Below are 17,741 nucleotides of genomic sequence, written 5' to 3' on the forward strand. Positions count from 1 at the left end.
TGTGACTGGATTCGTCCCCGCTACGTCGGGTGGAGAGCGAGGGAATTACGCGACGAGATCCGCCGCCAACACTTCGACGGGATGGGGCGGATCGTCACTTGCAGTCTCACCTTCGCCGATCTGGTGGCGACAGGACGCGCCCGGCGCGATGACGCGCTCGCCGGGACTATCCTCGATCTGGTCGAACAGGATTTGGCCGACGGCCTGGCTCAGCGAATAGTGCTCGGCCTCGTAGCCGAAGGAGCCGGCCATCCCACAGCAGCCACTGTCGAGGTGATCAACCGCGAACCCGACACGCGACAGCACCGACGATGTGTGATGGTCTTTCTTGACGGCCTTCTGCTGGCAGTGCCCGTGATAGACAAGAGACTCGTCGGCCGGCTCGACGGCTATGTTCTCGACCAGCCCATTCGTTTCCAGATACTCGAAGACGCCATAAGCGTTCTCGGCGAGGGTGTCGACGTCTGATCCCGAGAGGAGGTCGAGATAGTCGAGCTGGAACATCACCGCGACGGAGGGTTCGACACTCACCACGTCCCAGCCCTCGGCGACGCGTGGGGCGAGCGTGTCGACGTTCTCACGAGCGTGCTCGCGAGCCTTGTCGAGGAAGCCCTTCGAGTGTGCGGCCCGGCCGCTGTCTTCGACCTCGGCGGGGACCTCGACGTGGACCCCGGCGGCTTCGAGTACTTTCACGGCAGCCTTGCCGGCCTGAGGTCGGTTGTAATTCGAGAACGTATCGGGGAACAGCAACACCTTGTGGTCGGCTTCCTCGATCGGAACCTGCGGCCCGCGGTCGGCGAACCAGTCAACGAACGTCTCCCGATAGAAGGTGGGGAACTCGCGCTCGCGGGCGATCCCCAGGAGCTTCTCCTGGACGAGACCCGTCCCCGGCAACGACTGTGCCCAGTTGGAGACGGGGGCCAGCAGACTCCCAAGCGGGAAGAGTCGATCGACGTTCGCAAAGAGCTTGTCCCGGAGGCTGGAGCCGTGTTCCTGATGGTGCTGGTGGACGACTTCGGCTTTGAGCTTGGCCATGTCCACCTCGCTGGGACAGTCCTTCGCACAGCCCTTACAGCCGATACACAGATCGAGCACTTCGGTGACGAATTCCTCGTCGGTGACGTCGTCGGGCAGGTCGCCGCTCATGGCCTGCCGGAGCATGTTCGCCCGACCACGGGTCGAGGTGATTTCTTCCTCGCTCGCCCGGAATGTCGGACACATCACGCCGCCCGTGGTGTCCTGGGGGCCCCGACACCCGCCACAGCCGTGACAGAGTTCGACCATGCCCTGCATGCCGTTGTCGTTGTCCCAGTTCAAGGTCGGCTCGAAGCCCAGATCGAAGTCGTACTCGGGATCGAACCGGAGGTGCTCGGTCATGTCGTGGTCGCCACAGATGTTCCCCGGATTGAGCAACCAGTCGGGATCGAAGACGGTTTTGAGGTCCTCGAAGGTCTCCCACAGATCGTCGCCGTAGAGTTTGCGGTTGAACTGCGAGCGGGCGCGGCCATCACCGTGTTCGCCCGAGACACTACCGCCGTACTCGACGACCAGGTCGGTCGCGCCCTCGGCGATGGCTTCGAACTGTTCGATGCCTTCGGTCGTCTTCGTATTCACCAGCGGCCGGATGTGCAGACAGCCCGGGCCGGCGTGGGCGTAGAAGGCCGCGAACGTCCCGACGTCTTCGAGCAAGTCCTGGAAGTCCGCGACGTACTCGGGGAGGTTCTCCGGTGGGACAGCTGTGTCTTCGATGAAACTGATGTGTTTGGCGTCGGTCGTCCGGCCAAGGAGGATCGGATTGCCACTCTTGCGGAGTTTCCAGAAGCGCTTGCGCTCGTCGTCGTCGTGGGCCTCCTGGACAGCAAAGGCGTAGTAGGGCTCGTCGGTGATCTCGCTGGCACCCTCGCTGGGTTCGAGTTCGCTCTCGCCGTCAGGCACGCGATCGGCGATCAGATCGGCGACCTTCTGGCGACCGTCGTCGTTGCTCTCGGCGTAGAACTCCACCAGCAACATCGCTCCCGTCCCCTCGGGAACCATCTCCGCGACGAGCGGGCCAAACTCCTCAGTCTTGCCAGCCAGTTCCAGTAGCGTGTCATCCAGGACCTCAAGCGCCGAAGGGTCGTGTTCGAGGATGACGGCAACGTCCTCCATCGCGTCGATGAGGTCCTCATAGGCCAGCAGGGCGATGGATTTCGTCTCCGGGACCGGCTCAAGAGAGACTTCCGCTTCCGTAATGATCGCAAGCGTCCCCTCACTGCCCGCGAGCAGGCGCGCCAAGTTGACCGTCCCCTCTTCGGCCTCCTCGACGAGGCGATCGAGATTGTACCCCGAGACGTTGCGTTTCAGGTCCGGGAACCGCTCCTCGACCGTCTCGGCTTCCTCGCTGATGATCCGTTCGACCTCGGCGTAGATCTGTGCTTCGAGGTCGCCGTCGGCGCTCGCGGTTTCACCGATCGCGTCGTCCGCGGCGCTTCGCGCCGCGCTATCGGCCTGCTCCGCTAACTCTTCGAGCGTGACCTCGCCGAACTCCGTCACAGTCCCGTCGGCGAGGACGACCTCAACCGACTCGACGTAGGCGTCGGTCTTGCCGTACTTCAGCGAGTGCGAGCCGGTAGAGTTGTTGCCGATCGCCCCGGCGACGGCACTCTTGTCGCCGTAAGCCGGGTCGGGCGCGAATTTGAGATCGTGTTCGGCAAACGCCTTGTTCATGTCGCCGATGTACGTGCCGGCTTGCACTCGGGCCCGCGCGTTCTCGGGATCCGTCTCCAGCACCGAGTCCATGTGGCGAGTGAAATCCAGGACGACAGCCTCGTTGACGGTCTGGCCGGCCAGACTCGTCCCGCCACCCCGCGGCAGGACCGGGATCGACCGTTCGGCACAGTATTCGACGACGCTTGCGACGTCTGCGGTGGATTTCGGATAGACGACGCCGATCGGCAGCACTTCGTAGGCGCTGGCGTCGGTCGCGTACAGTTCCCGAGAATACTCGTCGAAGCGGACGTCCCCGTCGATCCGTTCGCGAAGATCCGCGACGAGCCCCGGCCGTTGCACCTCGTCGCTCGTATAGTCGTAATCCGCGCGGGCGTCACTCGCCGGATCCGGAATATGCGGCTCGGCGAGGCCCACATTGTCGCTCGTTCCCATGGGCGTACCCTACGACCCAACCGAGATATATGTCACGCTCTCGGTGCGCGTGACACGTCGGGAAAATTGTGGGTTACACTGGCGATACAGCCCTACCCGGCAGACGGTGTCTCTTCGCTAACGGACTCTTCGCTGCTGGATCCATCGATGACGGCCTCCTTCCAGGTGCCGCGGGTGAACCACAGCGCTGCGACGATCCCGCCGATGATATCACCGGCCGCAAAGCCGATCCAGATACCCAGTTCGCCAAGCATCCCGGGATCGACCGCAAGCAGGTACACGAGCGGGACACGACCGAGCCACAGCGCGACGATCGAGAGGACCATCGCGATCCGGGTGTTGCCCGCGCCGCGGAACGCACCCAGAATGACCTGGAACAGCCCCATAAAGCCGAACTCGAAGGCCCTGACTTTGAGATACGTCGCCGCGAACGCGAGCGTGATCGCCGCTTCTTCGGTCCCCGTCCCCAGGAACACGCCGACGATCGGTTCGGGGAAGAGAAAGGCCACGACCGCCGCGACCAGCAGCACGCCGATGGCGACCTTCGAGGCGAGCCAGGTGGCCCGTTCAGCCCGGTCCGGTTTCCCAGCCCCAAGGTTCTGGCCGACCATGGTATTGGTCGCCCGACCCAGCCCCATCGACGGCAGGAACACGATCGTCCCAATTCGGTTTGTGAGGCCGTAAGCTGCGACGACAGCTGGCGAGAACATCGAGACCATCGCCGTCATCGTGATCTGACCCAGCGCCGCTGCCGATTGCTCGGCCGTCGTCGGCAAACCTAGGTCGACGATGTCCCGGATGACACTCAAATCCGGCCACAGGTGGCGGATCTCGACCGCGGGACCGTACCCGCCAAAGAACAGCAGCGCGATCCCGACAACGGCCGCCAGCCCGCGTGAGGAGACCGTCGCGATAGCGGCCCCTTCGATGCCGAGGCCGCTGAAGGCCGTCAGCTCTGCCAACGTCGCACCGATGACATCGAGGCCCGGCGGGGCAAACAGGGGATTGCCGGCGAACCCGAAGATGAGAATCGGGTCGATGATGACGTTCAACCCGACGCTTCCGGCCATCACGTACATCGGGGTCTTGGTGTCGCCGTACCCGCGCATGACCGTCGAGAAGACGAAGAACGTAAACAGGAACGGCAAGCCGAGGTAGAACACCTCCATGTAGTCGTTGGCCATCGGGATGATCCGCTCGGTCGTCGCCGCCCCGGACGGAAGGAGGGCGAGCAACTGATCGGAGAGGAAAAAGCCCATCACGCCCAGAATTGCAGCCATCCCGACGACGAAGGTCAACTGGTTGCCTGTCACTTTACCGGCCGAGCCCTCGCTGTCGGCACCCGTGTATTGGGCGACGAGGATTGCACCCGCAGAGTTGAACCCGCCGGCGATCGAAATAAAGAGGAAAATGAGAGGCCAGGCGATACTCAACGCGCCGACGGCGTCGGCCGAGAAGTGGCCCAGCCAGATCGTGTCTGTCACGTTGTACGCAACGTTCAGCAGTTGAAAGACCACCAGCGGCCACGCGATGGACAGCATCGGACGGATGAGCGTACCCTCGGTGATATTCCTATCCGACTCAGACTCTTCCACGAAGAAAAAGTTCAGCTTCTGTGTTTTAATACCCTTCGAATCGGCTCCCGACGGCCGGATTCGGCCCGATATTCCCACCACACGTGCGAGATTATCGAGCGGGGCTGGCTCCGTCGAGAGGCTGACCGCCACGTTGATTACCGTTTCGTCCGGACGTGTGAGCATGGCACGACACTTGGTTGTCGTCATGGATGGTAGCGAACGGGAAATGGACCTACTGGAGACGGCGACAGAATTCAGTGACTGTCGTGGGGCGGAGTTGCTGGTGTTGCGCACCGCGTCGCCGGCAGACTACGATCAAATGGCAGAGACCATGGAGACAATCGGCGAGATCGAACAGCGGAGTTACTCCGACGACGAACTCCGGGAAGGGCTGAAAAGCGACGCCACGTCGGCAGCCGAGGAGGCCACCGACGGGACTGACGTAGCCACCGAGGTCCGCTTGGCCATCGTCGAGGACGACGAGCGTGCCGACACCATCCTCTCGACAGCGAGAGACAACGACTGCGACCACGTGTTCCTCGTCGGGCAGCGACGCTCACCGACCGGGAAAGCGTTGTTCGGCGACGTCACCCAGGAGGTTATTCTGAACTTCGACGGAGAAATCACCCTCTCGATGGAGTAATCGGTCGCTGGGTATCACGTCGATCAGCGACTGGCGACATTGGGTCGACATCGAACCCAGGCGGGAAGTCACGGAGAACCCCTTCGAGATTGCCCCTTCTGTAAGTTCTTTTTGTCAGGCCATCGATTCGTCAGCCATGGCGACGAGTGTGTCATCCCTCTCGACGTGTCCGGCATGTGGCAGCGGCGACCGCGAACGAGTCAGTACAGATTACGTCCCAGGCGGCACCGACTGGCGGTATTTCGCCTGTGAAGACTGTGGCCACGAGTGGCGGGCCTGAGTCGATCTGGGACTCGTTGTCGTCGCACTGACCGTCGACCATCGGAGTTTTCTAGCCGGTCGTCGACCCGATTCAGAGCTCCTCCGGAAACAGCCTCCGGTCGTGGAACCCTCTCCGGAAACAGCCAGTCGGCACCTCCGGGGGCCGATTTGATGTGTTCGAACGGGGTCACCGGATATTCCGCAAGCAGCCCGACCTTGTGCGCCTTCGGCTGCCCTCGTCGGAAATACTGTCCGTCTCTGTCTCAGACGTTCTCGAAGCGGTCACGAGAGGGCCAGGTGTCGACGTTTCGAGTGGCCCGGAGGAGGGTTCGCTGGGCGGCCGCGTTGAACTGGCCGAACAGCTGGTCCGGTGACCGCCCGTTGAACAGGGCGAGGAGAGTCCGTGATTTGGTCCGATCGTGTGCGAGGAAGGCGTAACTACCGGGCAGCGATCCGTTATGCCAGAGCATCGTCCCTGCCCCACTGCGATCGACAAACCAGCCCAGGCCGTAGTACTGATCGCCACCGTCCCAGTGGCTCACGTCGGGGCGAGCGAGCATTTGCTCCCTGGTTTCCGCGTCCAGTACGTCCGGGACGCCACCCAGCCCATCGATGCCACGGACGAACCGCAACAGGTCCGGGGCCGATCCGACCCACCCCCCGTTGGCGTCCAGGGCTTCTCCCAGAACCCCGGCGCCGTAGGGACGCGGAACCTCCCCTTCTCCGGGGAACGGAGACTCGACCGTGGTGTGACTCAGATAGCGGACCTCCTCGGCGCGGAGATTCGTCTTCCGGGTTGCACCGATGGCGACGTCCCCCGCGCCGAGGGGCTCAAGAATAGTCTCACGGACGTGACTCTCGTAGTCCTCGCCGGTGACACCCTCGATAACACGGCCAAGGACGCAGTAGCCGAAGTTGGCGTACTGGAAGTCGGTGCCGGGATCGTATCCGAGTTCTCGGTTGAGCGCGAATTCAATCGTCGTTTCGGCGCTGGCTGGTGGGGCTGTCCCTTGGGCTTTGGCCACCTCGATCGGCGCGAACACCGGATCGAAGCCCAAGGTCTCGCGGTCCCAGCCGGCCGTATGTGTGAGGAGTTGTCGGACCGTGATCTCCTCGACACGGGGGTCGGCCGGCCCCTCGGCCGGGAGCAGATCCGAACGGATCTCGAAGGCCCGATCGTCGAGCGACAGTTTCCCCTTCCCGACGAGGTCCAGGGTTGCGACGGCGGTGATCGGTTTCGAGAGGCTGCCGACGCGGAATGGGGCCGCCGGGCGGACGGGTTCGTCGCTGTCCGGGCCGACGGTCCCGTACCCGCGCGTGAACACGAGTTGTTCCCGCTCCATCACCGCTACCGTCGCGCCCGGAATCCCCCATTCCTCCAGAAACGAGGGAAGCACCTCGTCGAAGGCCTCGACGTCGCCCGGCTGACCGGTCTTCGGGATCGTTTCGGCCGGCATCGTCGTCTCGGTCTCGCTCCGAGTCGGCGTCACCGCAGTGGTCTGCGTCGGTGTGGTCGTATCGCTGGGTCCGCTGTTCGTCGGCGACGTCGTAGCGTCCGAACAGCCGGCGAAGCCGGCGACTGCCGTCCCGAGGCTCACGAGTACCGATCGTCTGGAGGGCTTCCCCATGCTCACACCATGACTCCGAGATGCCATTCAAGGTTTGGAACGCGGAAGATGACCACATTGGCTACTGATACCTGTCCACAAGTGATCGCGGAAATGGCTAGGGAGGACGCTTCCGGGGAGCGGATGGCCCTGTCGAGAGGGTGATTTCCCCGTCACTACTCGCGTCCCGCTGACGGGATTCGTTTTTCGGGGGGATTTCCCGGTTCCACGGAATCCGTAGACAGCGTCAGATAGCTCAGAGGACGCGAAAACCCGTCCACCTTTGCCTGTTGTCTAAGCTCTTTTTGTCATCCGAGCAATGGAACGGATATGGCAACAAGTGCGTCATCCCTCTCGGCGTGTCCGGAGTGTGGCAGCGGCGACCGCGAACGAGTCAGTACAGATTACGTCCCAGGCGGCACCGACTGGCGGTATTTCGCCTGTGAAGACTGTGGCCACGAGTGGCGGGCCTGAGTCGATCGCGGCCTGAATTCTGCCGACCCGATCTGCGACCACCGGAGTTTTGCCCCCGGTCGTTCTCATCCTGTCTATGACCGACAGCCACGGGCTCGGGCGACGACTCGAACGCTACGTCGCCCGATACGTCGCCGTTGACCTTCCCCGGCGAGGTGACGTTCCGCGATACGTCGCGCCACTGCCCGCGTGGCTCGAAAACGTGGGCTTGCGATTAGCCTGGCCCATCGCCATCGTCAATCTCGTCGGGACCGTCTTTGGCTTCTGGTATTACGCCGGCCGACCGCTGAACCTCACTCCGCCACTGATCGAGGGACAACTCGGCGCTGCACCCCTATCGGCCTGGCCGCTGATCCCCGACAGCCCCGTTGCCACGCTGCTGATCGGCCTCTCGTTGATCGCCTGGCGGCTCGACTTGAACGTCGACTGGCTGCACGTCCTCGCCTTTTTCGGCTGTATCAAACTCGGGTTCTGGACGCCGTACGTCCAGCTATTTCTCAACGGTCCCGAGGGGATCGCCACCTGGCTGTACGTGTTTCTGATCACCAGCCACCTAGCGATGGGCGTCGAGGCCTTCCTCATCCACCGCTATGGTACGTTTACCCTGCCAGCGATTGGCCTCGCCCTCGGCTGGTACGGGCTGAACGATCTCGTCGACTATGTCTGGCCGGTGCTCGAGGGCCCCCATCACACCTGGCTCAGGGCCGAACCGTACGTGAACGGGGCCTTCGACCACGGCGTCGCCGCTCACGACCTCGCTGCGATCGCGGCGGTCGGGCTGACTGTTCTCGCGACGGTGCTTGCACTGCTGACTCGTCGTGTTCAATTGCGGGAGTGACCGCGCAGAAACGGCGCGTGATTACTGCCCGGCGCGATACTCGCCGTGTTTGACGCCCAGCAGCAGGGTTGCCAGGCCGAAAACCGCCAGCCCGCCTGAGACCATCATAACCGTGCTTGTTTGCATGGGGCTCATCACGGTGCCACCAATCAGGACGCCCAGTAAGGTCAGAAAGGCAATGCCGGTCGTCGTCCCGTCGAAGTTGAGTGCCATCAGCCTGGTATAGGTGTTCGACTATTAACGGGGGTCGGGAAGCGGCGAAGGCTGTCGGGAGTTGTCCCTTGAACGTTAGTCTCCCACGACGACGGCCAGATCGCCCTCGGTTTCGAGCAGTTCGCCCTCGCCGGCGTAGGTGTGCTCTTCACGGACCTCGAAGGCATCGGCCTCGAGGGTGACGTCGCCGGCGTGCAACTGCTCGCCGTCGATCTCGTAGTCTCCTTGGCCGATCGCCGCCTCGATGTCGCCCACTTGGTCGCCGTACTTCGGCCCGATCGTGGCGTAATCGAGGTCGATGTCGACGATTTCGGTCCCGATCTCGGGGGCGTCATCCCGGACGACGAGGTCCGCGACGTGCATCGCGCCGCTGATGGCCTCGGCGAAGCCGGCAACGTCCGCGAAGACCTCGACGCGATCCAGATCGGCGTTCAGCGGGAGGCCGTTCTCGGTCTTGTACCGGCGGAGGGCCCCGATAACCGCCATCGCCTGTTCGCCGGCCGCGATGTCAGCGTCGTAGCCGCGAGTCTCTGGCCAGTCAGTCGTGTGAACCGAGTCACCGTTGCCGGCGTAGCGAGCCTGCCAAATCTCTTCGGTGACGTGGGGCAGGAACGGGGCGAACAGTTGCAGGAACGTTCGGTGGGCGACCGAGAGCGCATACGCGGCCGAGTCGTCCTCGCGCTGTTTGGCGATTTCGAGGTAGTCATCACAGAACGTCGACCAGAAGAACGTCCGGAGTTCGTCACGGGCCTTCGAGAACTCGTAGGCGGCGAGTTTCTCAGTGATGTTCTCGATCGTGTCGTCGAGACTCGCCAGCAGCCAGCGATCGATCGCCGCCAACTCGTCGGGCTCGGCGGGCTCCGTCTCGGGCGCGAGTTGATCGACGAGCTTCGAGGCATTCCAGAGTTTCTGGAGCAGGCGCTCGCCGGCTTCGAGGTCGTTCTCCTTGAACGGGAAGTCGTCGCCGATGGAGGTCCCGGCGGCCCAGTAGCGGGCAGCGTCGACGGGGAACGAGTCCAGCACTTCTGCTGGCGAGACGACGTTGCCCTTCGATTTCGACATGGCTTCGCGGTTCTCGTCGAGCACCATCCCGTTGACCATCACCGACTCGAAGGGGACCTCGCCCGTGTGCTCGTAGCACTTCACGATCGTGTGGAACAGCCAGAAGGAGATGATGTCGTGGCCCTGGGGCCGGAGGTTCATCGGATAGAGTTCGGGGTTGTCGAAGGTGAACTCCTCGGCGTCTGCATCGTAGTCCCACCCGGAATTGATCAGCGGCGTCAGCGAGGAGGTCGCCCAGGTGTCAAAGACGTCCTCTTCGGGCGTGAACTCGCTCCCGCCGCACTCGGGACAGGTCTCGACTGGCGGGTCGTCGGCGAGGGGATCGACTGGCAGCTCCGCTTTGTCGGCGAGGATGGTGTCCCCACACTCGTCGCAGTACCACACCGGGATCGGGATGCCCGAATCACGCTGGCGGGAGATACACCAGTCCCACTCCAGGCCCTCGATCCAGTGTTGATACCGGGAGAACATCTTCTCGGGATACCAGTCCATCTCCCGCCCCGCTTTGAGGTATTCGTCGGTCCGATCGAGCATCTCGATGTACCACTGCTCGGTGACGAGGTACTCGACTTCGTGTTCACAGCGTTCGTGGACTTGCACGGCGTGCTCGTGGTCGCGACTCTCCAGCAGGTAGCCCTGACTATCGAGGTCCGTGATGATCTCCTCGCGGGCGTCCTCGGTGCTGAGACCTTCGTACTCGCCAGCGCGGTCGGTCATCGTCCCGGACTCGTCGATGGCGATCCGCAGGGGCAGGTCGTGGGCCTGGTACCACTCGATGTCGGTCTGGTCACCGAAGGTACAGCACATGACGACGCCACTGCCCGTCTCCAGATCGACGCGATCGTCCTCGATGATCGGGACTTCCTGGCCGAAAATGGGAACGCGCGCCGTGCCGCCCACGAGGTGCTGGTTGGCATCGTCCTCGGGATGGACGAACACCGAGACACACGCAGGGAGCAGTTCCGGTCGCGTCGTCGAGATGGTGAACGTCGGGGTGTCGTCTGGCCCCTTGGCGTCGGGATCGTCCGGTGTGGCCTCGGAATCCCCGAACTCGACGACCTCGAAGGCGATATCGTTGAACGTCGTCCCCTTCTCTTTGTCCTCCTGTTCGACCTGCGAGATCGCCGTCTCACAGTCCGGACACCAGATCGTCGGCGCGCGCTGGCGATACTCCCGACCCTGTTCGTAGAGATCGAGGAAGGACAGCTGGGAGAGTCGCTGGACGCGCGGCTCGATCGTCTTGTAGGTGTTATCCCAGTCGATCGAAATCGCCAGCGACTGGACGCTCTCGGTGAAGGCAGCCTCGTAGTCGGCACAGACCTCCCGGCACTTCTCCTGGAACTCGTGGCGCTCGTAGTCCTGGTGGCGAATGTCCAGTTCGCGTTCGGTCAGCCGCTCGGAGGCGATGCCGTTGTCGTCGTAACCGAAGGGAAAGTACGTCGTGTCGTCGGCCATCCGGTGAAAGCGTGCCACGAAGTCCTGCAGTGTGAACTGATAGAGGTGGCCCATGTGCAGATCGCCCGACACGGTCGGCGGCGGCGTATCGATGGTGTACTGCGTGTCGGCGTCGGGCATCTCGGGTTCCTCGTAGGCGTAGGTATCGTGCTCGACCCAGTAGTCCTGCCACTTTGGCTCGACCTCGTCGGGGTCGTAGTCACCCTTGAGCGTCGCCGGTGTCGATTCCTCGTCGGTGTCGGCTGCGTGATCCGTACTCATGTTTTGCAGTTGGTGGTCGGTGATTTCCGTGTTCCGCATTCGCTGGCTGCTGATGGGGCGATCCGGGCGCGACAATGGTGAGGAAAAGGTGGGGCTAGGCCGCCCCTACTACTACGGTATGGGCGTCCACGGCTGGCTCGGTCGGCGGCGCGGCGCGGCCGGCGGACGGGACATACCGTCGCATACACTCGTTTCAGCGGCCCGCCGGATTGAAGGTTTCGTGTTAGATCGGTGCCAGGGATTGTCACGTCCCAAACCCCTTTGGGCGCTGATCGGCCAGCACAGGCATGGATCGCGCCGAAGTCGAGTCCCGCATCGAGGACGCCATCCCCGAGTCCGAGGCGACGGTCACCCATCCGCGGCCAAACGACACCGAGCACCTCGCCGCCGAGGTCGTCTCGCCGGCGTTCGAAGGGAAATCGTTGGTCGAGCAACACGAACTGGTCTACGATGCCGTTGGGGATGCGATGACGACCGAAATCCACGCGCTGAAGGTGATGACCCGGACGCCGGAAGACAGCGAATAAGTGGTACTGAAGAAGATTATTCGAGGTCAGTGTCTGATAACGATAAGAAATTATACTGGATCAGTGATTGTCTTCCAGACACGAGTGGCATAACAGAAAAAATTTAGCACAAGTCAATTAGATACGTCTATGCGAGTTCCATTTGTCCCGGAAAGCTGGAAATATGTGATTATCCCGCTTATTGTAGGCGGTTTCGCCTGGATTATCACCCCATTTGCGACAGTATTCGGGTTTATTTTCTCGACATCTGTTTTAGCATTTTATCGTGATCCAGATCGCCAGATTTCACCGACTGGTGTTGCTTCGCCTGCCGACGGGACTGTCTCAGTAGTTCGAGAGGACGGTGATCAGCTTCGGGTCGGGATTTACATGAGCGTGACAGATGTGCATGTCAACCATGCCCCGATTGCTGGCCGCGTGACCGATATCACACACCAGTCAGGTGCGTACAAACCAGCGTTTTCAAAGGAATCCGAGAATAACGAACAACTCCATATCGACTTCGAGGACTATCGCGTAATTCTAATTGCAGGGTGGTTTGCACGACGAATACACCCATACATTGAGCAAGGAGATTCAGTTTCGAGAGGTGATCGTATCGGCTATATCTCCTTTGGAAGTCGAGCGGATGTCGTCCTTCCACCTCGGTTTACCGAAGAAGACCTCGCTGTCGAGGTCGGTGATACTGTCTCTGCCAACCACACGACGATAGCAGTTGATCCACGTGAAAAACAGTCATGAGACGTACAGGAAACTCAATCGCCAGAACTGACTTGGGTCCGTCTGCAACTTCGAGCCCAGGCCGATCATGTAGAAACGGCCAGTACTGAATTTGCGCTCGCCAATTTGGACACGTTCAGAGAAATTCCACCTGGGTCAGATTCGTTGGTGGAGACACCTGGACGCCTCCAAAGCTGACTCACGGAACAGTTCCGCGATACTGTCGCCAAGTGTTGTGACAGCATGTCACAGGAAGGGGCGGGCGTTGCGGGTTCCCGAACCCATAGACGGGCCCGTAACCTGTGACTGACGATGTCATCTGACACTACACAGAACGTCGAAGACGCACGGGAGCGGGTCGAAAGAGCCATCGCGGACAACGAGGTCGTCCTCTTCATGAAGGGGACGCCACAGCGCCCGCAGTGTGGCTTCTCCCAGCGCGCGATCGGATTGCTCCGCGAGCATCGCGACGAATTCACGACGATCGACGTTCTGGAGGCGCTACCTGCCTATCGGGACGCGCTAGAGGACCACAGCGGCTGGGAGACGATCCCCCAGACCTACGTCGAGGGAGAGTTCGTCGGCGGCAGCGACATCTTGCAGGAACACGAGGCAAACGGCGATCTCACGGGAATTCTGAACGTCTGAGAAGAGAGATAGACCGTGGGGGGTCGACGTCAGCCGCGGTCAGGGCTACGTGCCAGAGACGGCGACATCCGGTCGTTCGCCCGAGTGAGCCCGCACCCAGAGTTCGCCGATTCGCGAGAGGCGGGTCCGATAGGACTTGCCGTGTTCTTCCTGTTCGATATAGCCTTTCCCGCCCGGCCCGAGCCGATCGACGTTGTAGAGCACCTTCGACCGGAAGCTATCAGTGTATTCCTCCTCCAGATCTTCGGCCAGCGCCTGAGCGAGTTCCGAGACGGACTCGAACTCACCGTGTTCGCCCAGCGTGAAGAGGATGAGTTCCTCGAAGGGTTTGATGTTCGAGAAGGAGGCGACGGGGATCTCGACCATGTAGCTGCCGTCGATTTCCTTGGCGCCGATGGTGGTTCCGCGTTCGTCGAACTCCTCGATAAGGTCCTTGGCGCTTGCCAGGCGTTCCTCGACCCGCTCCTCGCCGCTGTCCGCGTCGAGTTCCTCCAGCAAGGCGATCTGCTCGCGCAACTCCTCGGCGAGTTCGGTTTCGAGGTACTTCTCGGGAGCCGTGTAGTAGGTGTGAATCCGCTCGCGGTCGCCCTCGCGCTCGACGGCGATCGAGTGGGCGGCGGTGGCGAAGGCGAAACTCACCGTGCGTGGCATCGCGGAGATGTTGAGCCAGACCTCCGCGTCGGAATCGCGATCCAGTTCCTCGCTGATCAGCGAGAAGCCCTGCTCGAAGGCGGCGTCGTAATCATAGACGTCTTCGACCAGGATGCGCTCGGTATTCGACCCAAGCAGATTCTGGAAGTCCTTCTCCAATTGGCTGGTCAGCAGCCGGGAGTACTCGGCGTTAGCCTCGGTGCCGATAGCCCCCTCCAGCAGGATGGCGCGGTCGACGGTGCGTTGCTCTCGGACCAGCGGCGCGATCAGCCGGTCGTAGTCGAACCCGACCGGAACAATGTGTGTTTGCATGGTAGTGAGTTCTCAGGTGGGCCTGTTAAACGTATTCAGTCTGCGTTCAATCCCTCGAACAGCGACCGATCCGCGTCCTGGCTGGCTGTGGTCACCAGCGAGACCCCGACGGTCAGGATGAGCCCGATGCCCATCCCGACGAGACCAGCCTGCCAGCCCCAATAGGTCGCCGAAACGACATTAGTAAACGTCGCCAGGAGGTAAAACGCCTGACTGAGACCGATCCCAGCGAGCATCCCCGCCCGAGTGGCACCGGGCCAGTACAGGGCGACCAGCACGGGGGGCGTCAACTGGGCGTAGCCCTTGAACGCCGTCGCACCAATCTCGATCAGGGTCAGTTCCGTGCCTAGACTCATCGCCAGCGCGATCAGCGCGAACGCAACCACGGCCAGGCGGGCGACGAAGTCTTCACGGCGGTCACTGGCGTCTGGGTCGACAAAGGGCCGATAGAGGTCTCGCGTCAAGTACGACGATCCGGACAGCAGCATCGAGTCGCTCGAGGACATCATCGCGGCCATCGCGCCCGCGACGACCAGCGCCGCAAACCACGTCGGCGTGTAGGCGTTCAACAGCGGCGGCAGGATGTTGCCCTCGGCGTTCGGGACGACACCAAGTCCGGTCGCCCAGGCGCCAAGGATGAACGCCGGGACGAACAGCAAGATGACCAGCACCGGCCACAACGCAAGGGTTCGCTTGAGGACGCGCTGGCTGCGGGCAACGAAGAATCGCTGGTTGATCTGGGGGAACATGGCGACGCCAAAAGCGATAGCAATCGCCATCGAAAGCATATATTGAGGAGAATACAGCCCTCCACCCAGGGCGAGAAACTCGGAATTGGCCTCGCCCATCGCCGCCGTCAACTCGCCCGGCCCGCCCGCCGAGAGGACGACCCAGGCGAAGGCGACCCAGACCAACCCGAGCATGAATAGTCCCTGGAGGGTGTCTGTCCAGGCGACGCCGCGCATCCCCGCCAGGACGACGTACCCGATCATGAACACGGTTATCAATGTCGCGCCCGCCCAGTAGGGGATCGCGCCCTCAGTGAGCGATTCGAGTGCCCGACCGGCCCCGACTTGCTGGAGCATCACGTACTGCAACAGCCAGAAGAGACTGATCGCCGCGACCAGCCCGCGCAAGGATCGGGAGTTAAACCGGTCGCCAAGCATCTCACCAACCGTGACGTAGCCGTGTTCCCGGCCGATCAGCCACTGCTTATAACCCATCACGTACCACAGGATCCCGAAGATGACACCGTCCATCAGTCCCATAACGAGGATCCACTCCGGGCCGGCCGCGAACGCCAGATTGGGGCCGCCAAAGAACGTAAACGCCGAGAGGAGCGTCGCAAAGGTCGTAAACAGGAGGACAACAGTCCCGATCGTCCGGCTGGCCAGGTAGTAGTCCTCGGCCGAGCGCTCGGTCAGGCGGTAGGCCACCAGGCCCACCGCCAGGGCGACGAGCAGGTATCCGACGACAATGCCTACCTGGAGACCCAGGTCAGCCATCACTGACACCCCCCTCGATGCCGACGCCCCAGGCACGTCTGGTGAAGGCATAGAAGACGATCGCCGTCAGACACATCCAACCGACGTGCCACCACAGCCACAACGGGAGACCGGCGACGACGGCGTCGCTGCCCCAGAGGAACCATGGGATCGCCAGGCTACTCAACAAGAGGGCAACAGCTCCCCAAAACCACGTTGCACGGGCGTCTCCCATCTGTATATTCGATGTGTCGACGTTTCGGTTTAATAGTTGCTACCCATATCCAATCGGCCCATTCGAAAAGAAAACCTGAACAAAATCAGGGCAAAGAGGACGAATCCTATGCAGTTCTCGAACGGGCGAGCAGGGGACAGATTCCGTCGGTGGGACCGTCCCATCCGGTGACCCCAGTCGCCCGATGTCTGCATCCCGACAGGTATTTGCTATCGGCTACCGTATTCGTGGCCGTCCATGCGATCGGCCATGGCATCATCACCATCATCACGCCTCAAAGCGGGGCAGATCACCAATGCAAGATTCAGCAAAATATCTCATTCACGCACAGATCGAAGCCAACGGGGTGGTCGAGCGAAGTGACGTCGTCGGCGCGATCTTCGGCCAGACCGAGGGCTTGCTCGGCGACGACCTCGACCTCCGAACCCTCCAGGAGTCATCGAAAGTCGGCCGGATCGACGTCGAAGTCGAGGCAGCAGGCGGGCAATCTCGCGGACACGTCACGATCGCCAGCGGCCTCGATCGAGTCGAAACGGCCATTCTCGCGGCCTCCCTGGAGTCAATCGACCGCGTTGGCCCGTGTCGATCTGACGTCGAAGTCACCGAGTTGGAAGACGTTAGGACGGCAAAACGCAGAGAGATCGTCGATCGGGCCGAAGAACTGCTCGCGGCCTTCGACGAAGAGGCCGTCACCAGCGAGGAACTCGTCGAGGAGGTCCGCCGTCGGGTCCGGATCGACCGGATCACCGAATACGAGGGGTTGCCGGCCGGCCCGCGCGTGACAGACAGTGACGCGATCGTCGTCGTCGAAGGTCGTGCTGACGTAACGACGCTACTCGAGTACGGGATCAAGAACGCAGTTGCCGTCGAGGGGACTGATGTCCCCGATTCCATCGCCGAGTTGACCCAGGGTCGGACCGTAACAGCGTTCCTCGACGGGGATCGCGGTGGCGACCTCATCCTAAAAGAGCTCGCACAGGTCGGCAACGTCGATTACGTCGCGTTCGCCCCAGCGGGTCGCTCCGTCGAGGATCTCTCGCGGTCTGAGGTGACCGGCGCACTCCAGGAGAAAGTCCCCTACGAAGCGGTCACCGAGGAGACAGCACCAGCGACCGAAGACGAGAGAGCAGCTTCGATGCAGAACGACGACGAGGCCACCAGAGCTAGCCCGGCGGCACGGAGTGGACACGGAGACAGCGAGGACGAACAGACCCCAGCCGCCGATGCCCAAACGGGGGCGCAAGCAGACGATGGGACTATCGAGCAGACAGCGACAGGCGAACGTGAAACCGAGGCCGAGGCGGATGTGGAAGCCGAGCCCGACGAAGACGAGACCCTGGACGACCACGTCCAGGCCGTGATCGGGGACGGTGCGGCCGCGGTTCGGTTGCTCGATGATTCCCTGGCGACGCTGGCGGAGGCACCTTCTGAGGAGGCGTTCGAGGCCGTCCGTGGCGCGGATCCGGTTCCCGCCACGGTCATCCTCGACGGCGAGGTTACCCAGAAACTGCTCGACGTGGCCGCCCAGCGCGGTGTGCCTCGGATCGTCGCCGCCGACCGCGGCGAGTTCGTCAAACAGCCGACGAGCGTGCGCGTCTCGACCGTCGAAGCTGCCTGACGACTCGCTCCTCG

At 62.3% G+C, this 17,741-nt stretch carries 16 protein-coding genes; 8 read left to right on the forward strand and 8 right to left on the reverse strand.

Annotation, left to right across the window (positions count from 1 at the left end; genetic code table 11):
* Positions 1-45: 45 nt before the first annotated feature.
* Together HZR20_RS07840 and HZR20_RS07845 are read right to left on the reverse strand one after the other, a co-directional pair.
* A complete protein-coding gene (locus HZR20_RS07840; RefSeq protein WP_181686025.1) occupies positions 46-3,141 on the reverse strand; it encodes an FAD-binding and (Fe-S)-binding domain-containing protein in 3,096 nt (1,031 codons plus the stop codon).
* Positions 3,142-3,233: 92 nt separating this feature from the next.
* Positions 3,234-4,682 carry an MATE family efflux transporter gene (locus HZR20_RS07845; protein WP_181686026.1) on the reverse strand — a complete coding sequence of 483 codons (1,449 nt, stop codon included), beginning with the start codon at positions 4,680-4,682 and terminating at the stop codon, positions 3,234-3,236.
* Positions 4,683-4,899: 217 nt separating this feature from the next.
* Here HZR20_RS07845 and HZR20_RS07850 point away from each other — a divergent pair, with 217 nt between their 5' ends.
* Together HZR20_RS07850 and HZR20_RS07855 are read left to right on the forward strand one after the other, a co-directional pair.
* Positions 4,900-5,361, forward strand: a complete 462-nt coding sequence (locus tag HZR20_RS07850; protein WP_181686027.1) for a universal stress protein — start codon at positions 4,900-4,902, stop codon at positions 5,359-5,361.
* 136 nt (positions 5,362-5,497) lie between these two features.
* On the forward strand, positions 5,498-5,641 hold the full coding sequence (locus HZR20_RS07855; RefSeq protein ID WP_181686028.1) for a hypothetical protein: 144 nt from the start codon (positions 5,498-5,500) through the stop codon (positions 5,639-5,641).
* A 244-nt stretch (positions 5,642-5,885) separates the two neighbouring features.
* On the opposite strand, the gene HZR20_RS07860 is transcribed toward HZR20_RS07855, so the two are convergent.
* Positions 5,886-7,250: a serine hydrolase domain-containing protein gene (locus HZR20_RS07860; protein ID WP_181686029.1), complete on the reverse strand. Its 1,365-nt coding sequence runs from the start codon at positions 7,248-7,250 to the stop codon at positions 5,886-5,888.
* A gap of 309 nt (positions 7,251-7,559) precedes the next feature.
* On the opposite strand from HZR20_RS07860, the gene HZR20_RS07865 reads away from it, so the two are divergent.
* Positions 7,560-7,703 carry a hypothetical protein gene (locus tag HZR20_RS07865; RefSeq protein WP_181686030.1) on the forward strand — a complete coding sequence of 48 codons (144 nt, stop codon included), beginning with the start codon at positions 7,560-7,562 and terminating at the stop codon, positions 7,701-7,703.
* Positions 7,704-7,779: 76 nt separating this feature from the next.
* On the forward strand, positions 7,780-8,541 hold the full coding sequence (locus HZR20_RS07870) for a DUF1405 domain-containing protein (protein ID WP_181686031.1): 762 nt from the start codon (positions 7,780-7,782) through the stop codon (positions 8,539-8,541).
* A 21-nt stretch (positions 8,542-8,562) separates the two neighbouring features.
* Here HZR20_RS07870 and HZR20_RS07875 read toward each other — a convergent pair whose 3' ends face one another.
* Positions 8,563-8,754, reverse strand: a complete 192-nt coding sequence (locus HZR20_RS07875) for a DUF7333 family protein (RefSeq protein WP_181686032.1) — start codon at positions 8,752-8,754, stop codon at positions 8,563-8,565.
* 75 nt (positions 8,755-8,829) lie between these two features.
* On the reverse strand, positions 8,830-11,532 hold the full coding sequence (locus HZR20_RS07880) for a valine--tRNA ligase (RefSeq protein WP_181686033.1): 2,703 nt from the start codon (positions 11,530-11,532) through the stop codon (positions 8,830-8,832).
* 287 nt (positions 11,533-11,819) lie between these two features.
* Between HZR20_RS07880 and HZR20_RS07885 the strand changes: the two genes are divergently transcribed.
* From HZR20_RS07885 to HZR20_RS07895, 3 genes are all read left to right on the forward strand, one after another.
* Complete coding sequence (locus HZR20_RS07885; RefSeq protein WP_181686034.1) at positions 11,820-12,059, forward strand: BolA/IbaG family iron-sulfur metabolism protein; 240 nt, start codon at positions 11,820-11,822, stop codon at positions 12,057-12,059.
* 129 nt (positions 12,060-12,188) lie between these two features.
* Complete coding sequence (locus HZR20_RS07890) at positions 12,189-12,800, forward strand: protein sorting system archaetidylserine decarboxylase (RefSeq protein ID WP_181686035.1); 612 nt, start codon at positions 12,189-12,191, stop codon at positions 12,798-12,800.
* A 291-nt stretch (positions 12,801-13,091) separates the two neighbouring features.
* Complete coding sequence (locus tag HZR20_RS07895; RefSeq protein WP_181686036.1) at positions 13,092-13,427, forward strand: glutaredoxin family protein; 336 nt, start codon at positions 13,092-13,094, stop codon at positions 13,425-13,427.
* Between the two features lie 45 nt (positions 13,428-13,472).
* On the opposite strand, the gene HZR20_RS07900 is transcribed toward HZR20_RS07895, so the two are convergent.
* Genes HZR20_RS07900 through HZR20_RS07910 form a run of 3 tightly spaced genes read right to left on the reverse strand, consistent with a single transcriptional unit; the run spans position 13,473 to position 16,109 of the window.
* Positions 13,473-14,390, reverse strand: a complete 918-nt coding sequence (locus HZR20_RS07900; RefSeq protein WP_181686037.1) for an HFX_2341 family transcriptional regulator — start codon at positions 14,388-14,390, stop codon at positions 13,473-13,475.
* 35 nt (positions 14,391-14,425) lie between these two features.
* A complete protein-coding gene (locus HZR20_RS07905) occupies positions 14,426-15,898 on the reverse strand; it encodes a sodium:solute symporter family protein (protein ID WP_181686038.1) in 1,473 nt (490 codons plus the stop codon).
* Positions 15,888-16,109: a DUF3311 domain-containing protein gene (locus HZR20_RS07910; RefSeq protein WP_181686039.1), complete on the reverse strand. Its 222-nt coding sequence runs from the start codon at positions 16,107-16,109 to the stop codon at positions 15,888-15,890. Before HZR20_RS07910 ends, HZR20_RS07905 begins: the two co-directional genes overlap by 11 nt.
* 295 nt (positions 16,110-16,404) lie before the next feature.
* Between HZR20_RS07910 and dnaG the strand changes: the two genes are divergently transcribed.
* Positions 16,405-17,727 (forward strand): DNA primase DnaG, encoded by a 1,323-nt coding sequence (gene dnaG, locus HZR20_RS07915; protein ID WP_181686040.1) that lies wholly within the window; start codon positions 16,405-16,407, stop codon positions 17,725-17,727.
* Positions 17,728-17,741: the final 14 nt, after the last annotated feature.

Origin of the sequence: Halorhabdus salina (assembly GCF_013839425.1) — an archaeon.
GTDB classification, from domain to species: Archaea; Halobacteriota; Halobacteria; order Halobacteriales; family Haloarculaceae; genus Halorhabdus; species Halorhabdus salina.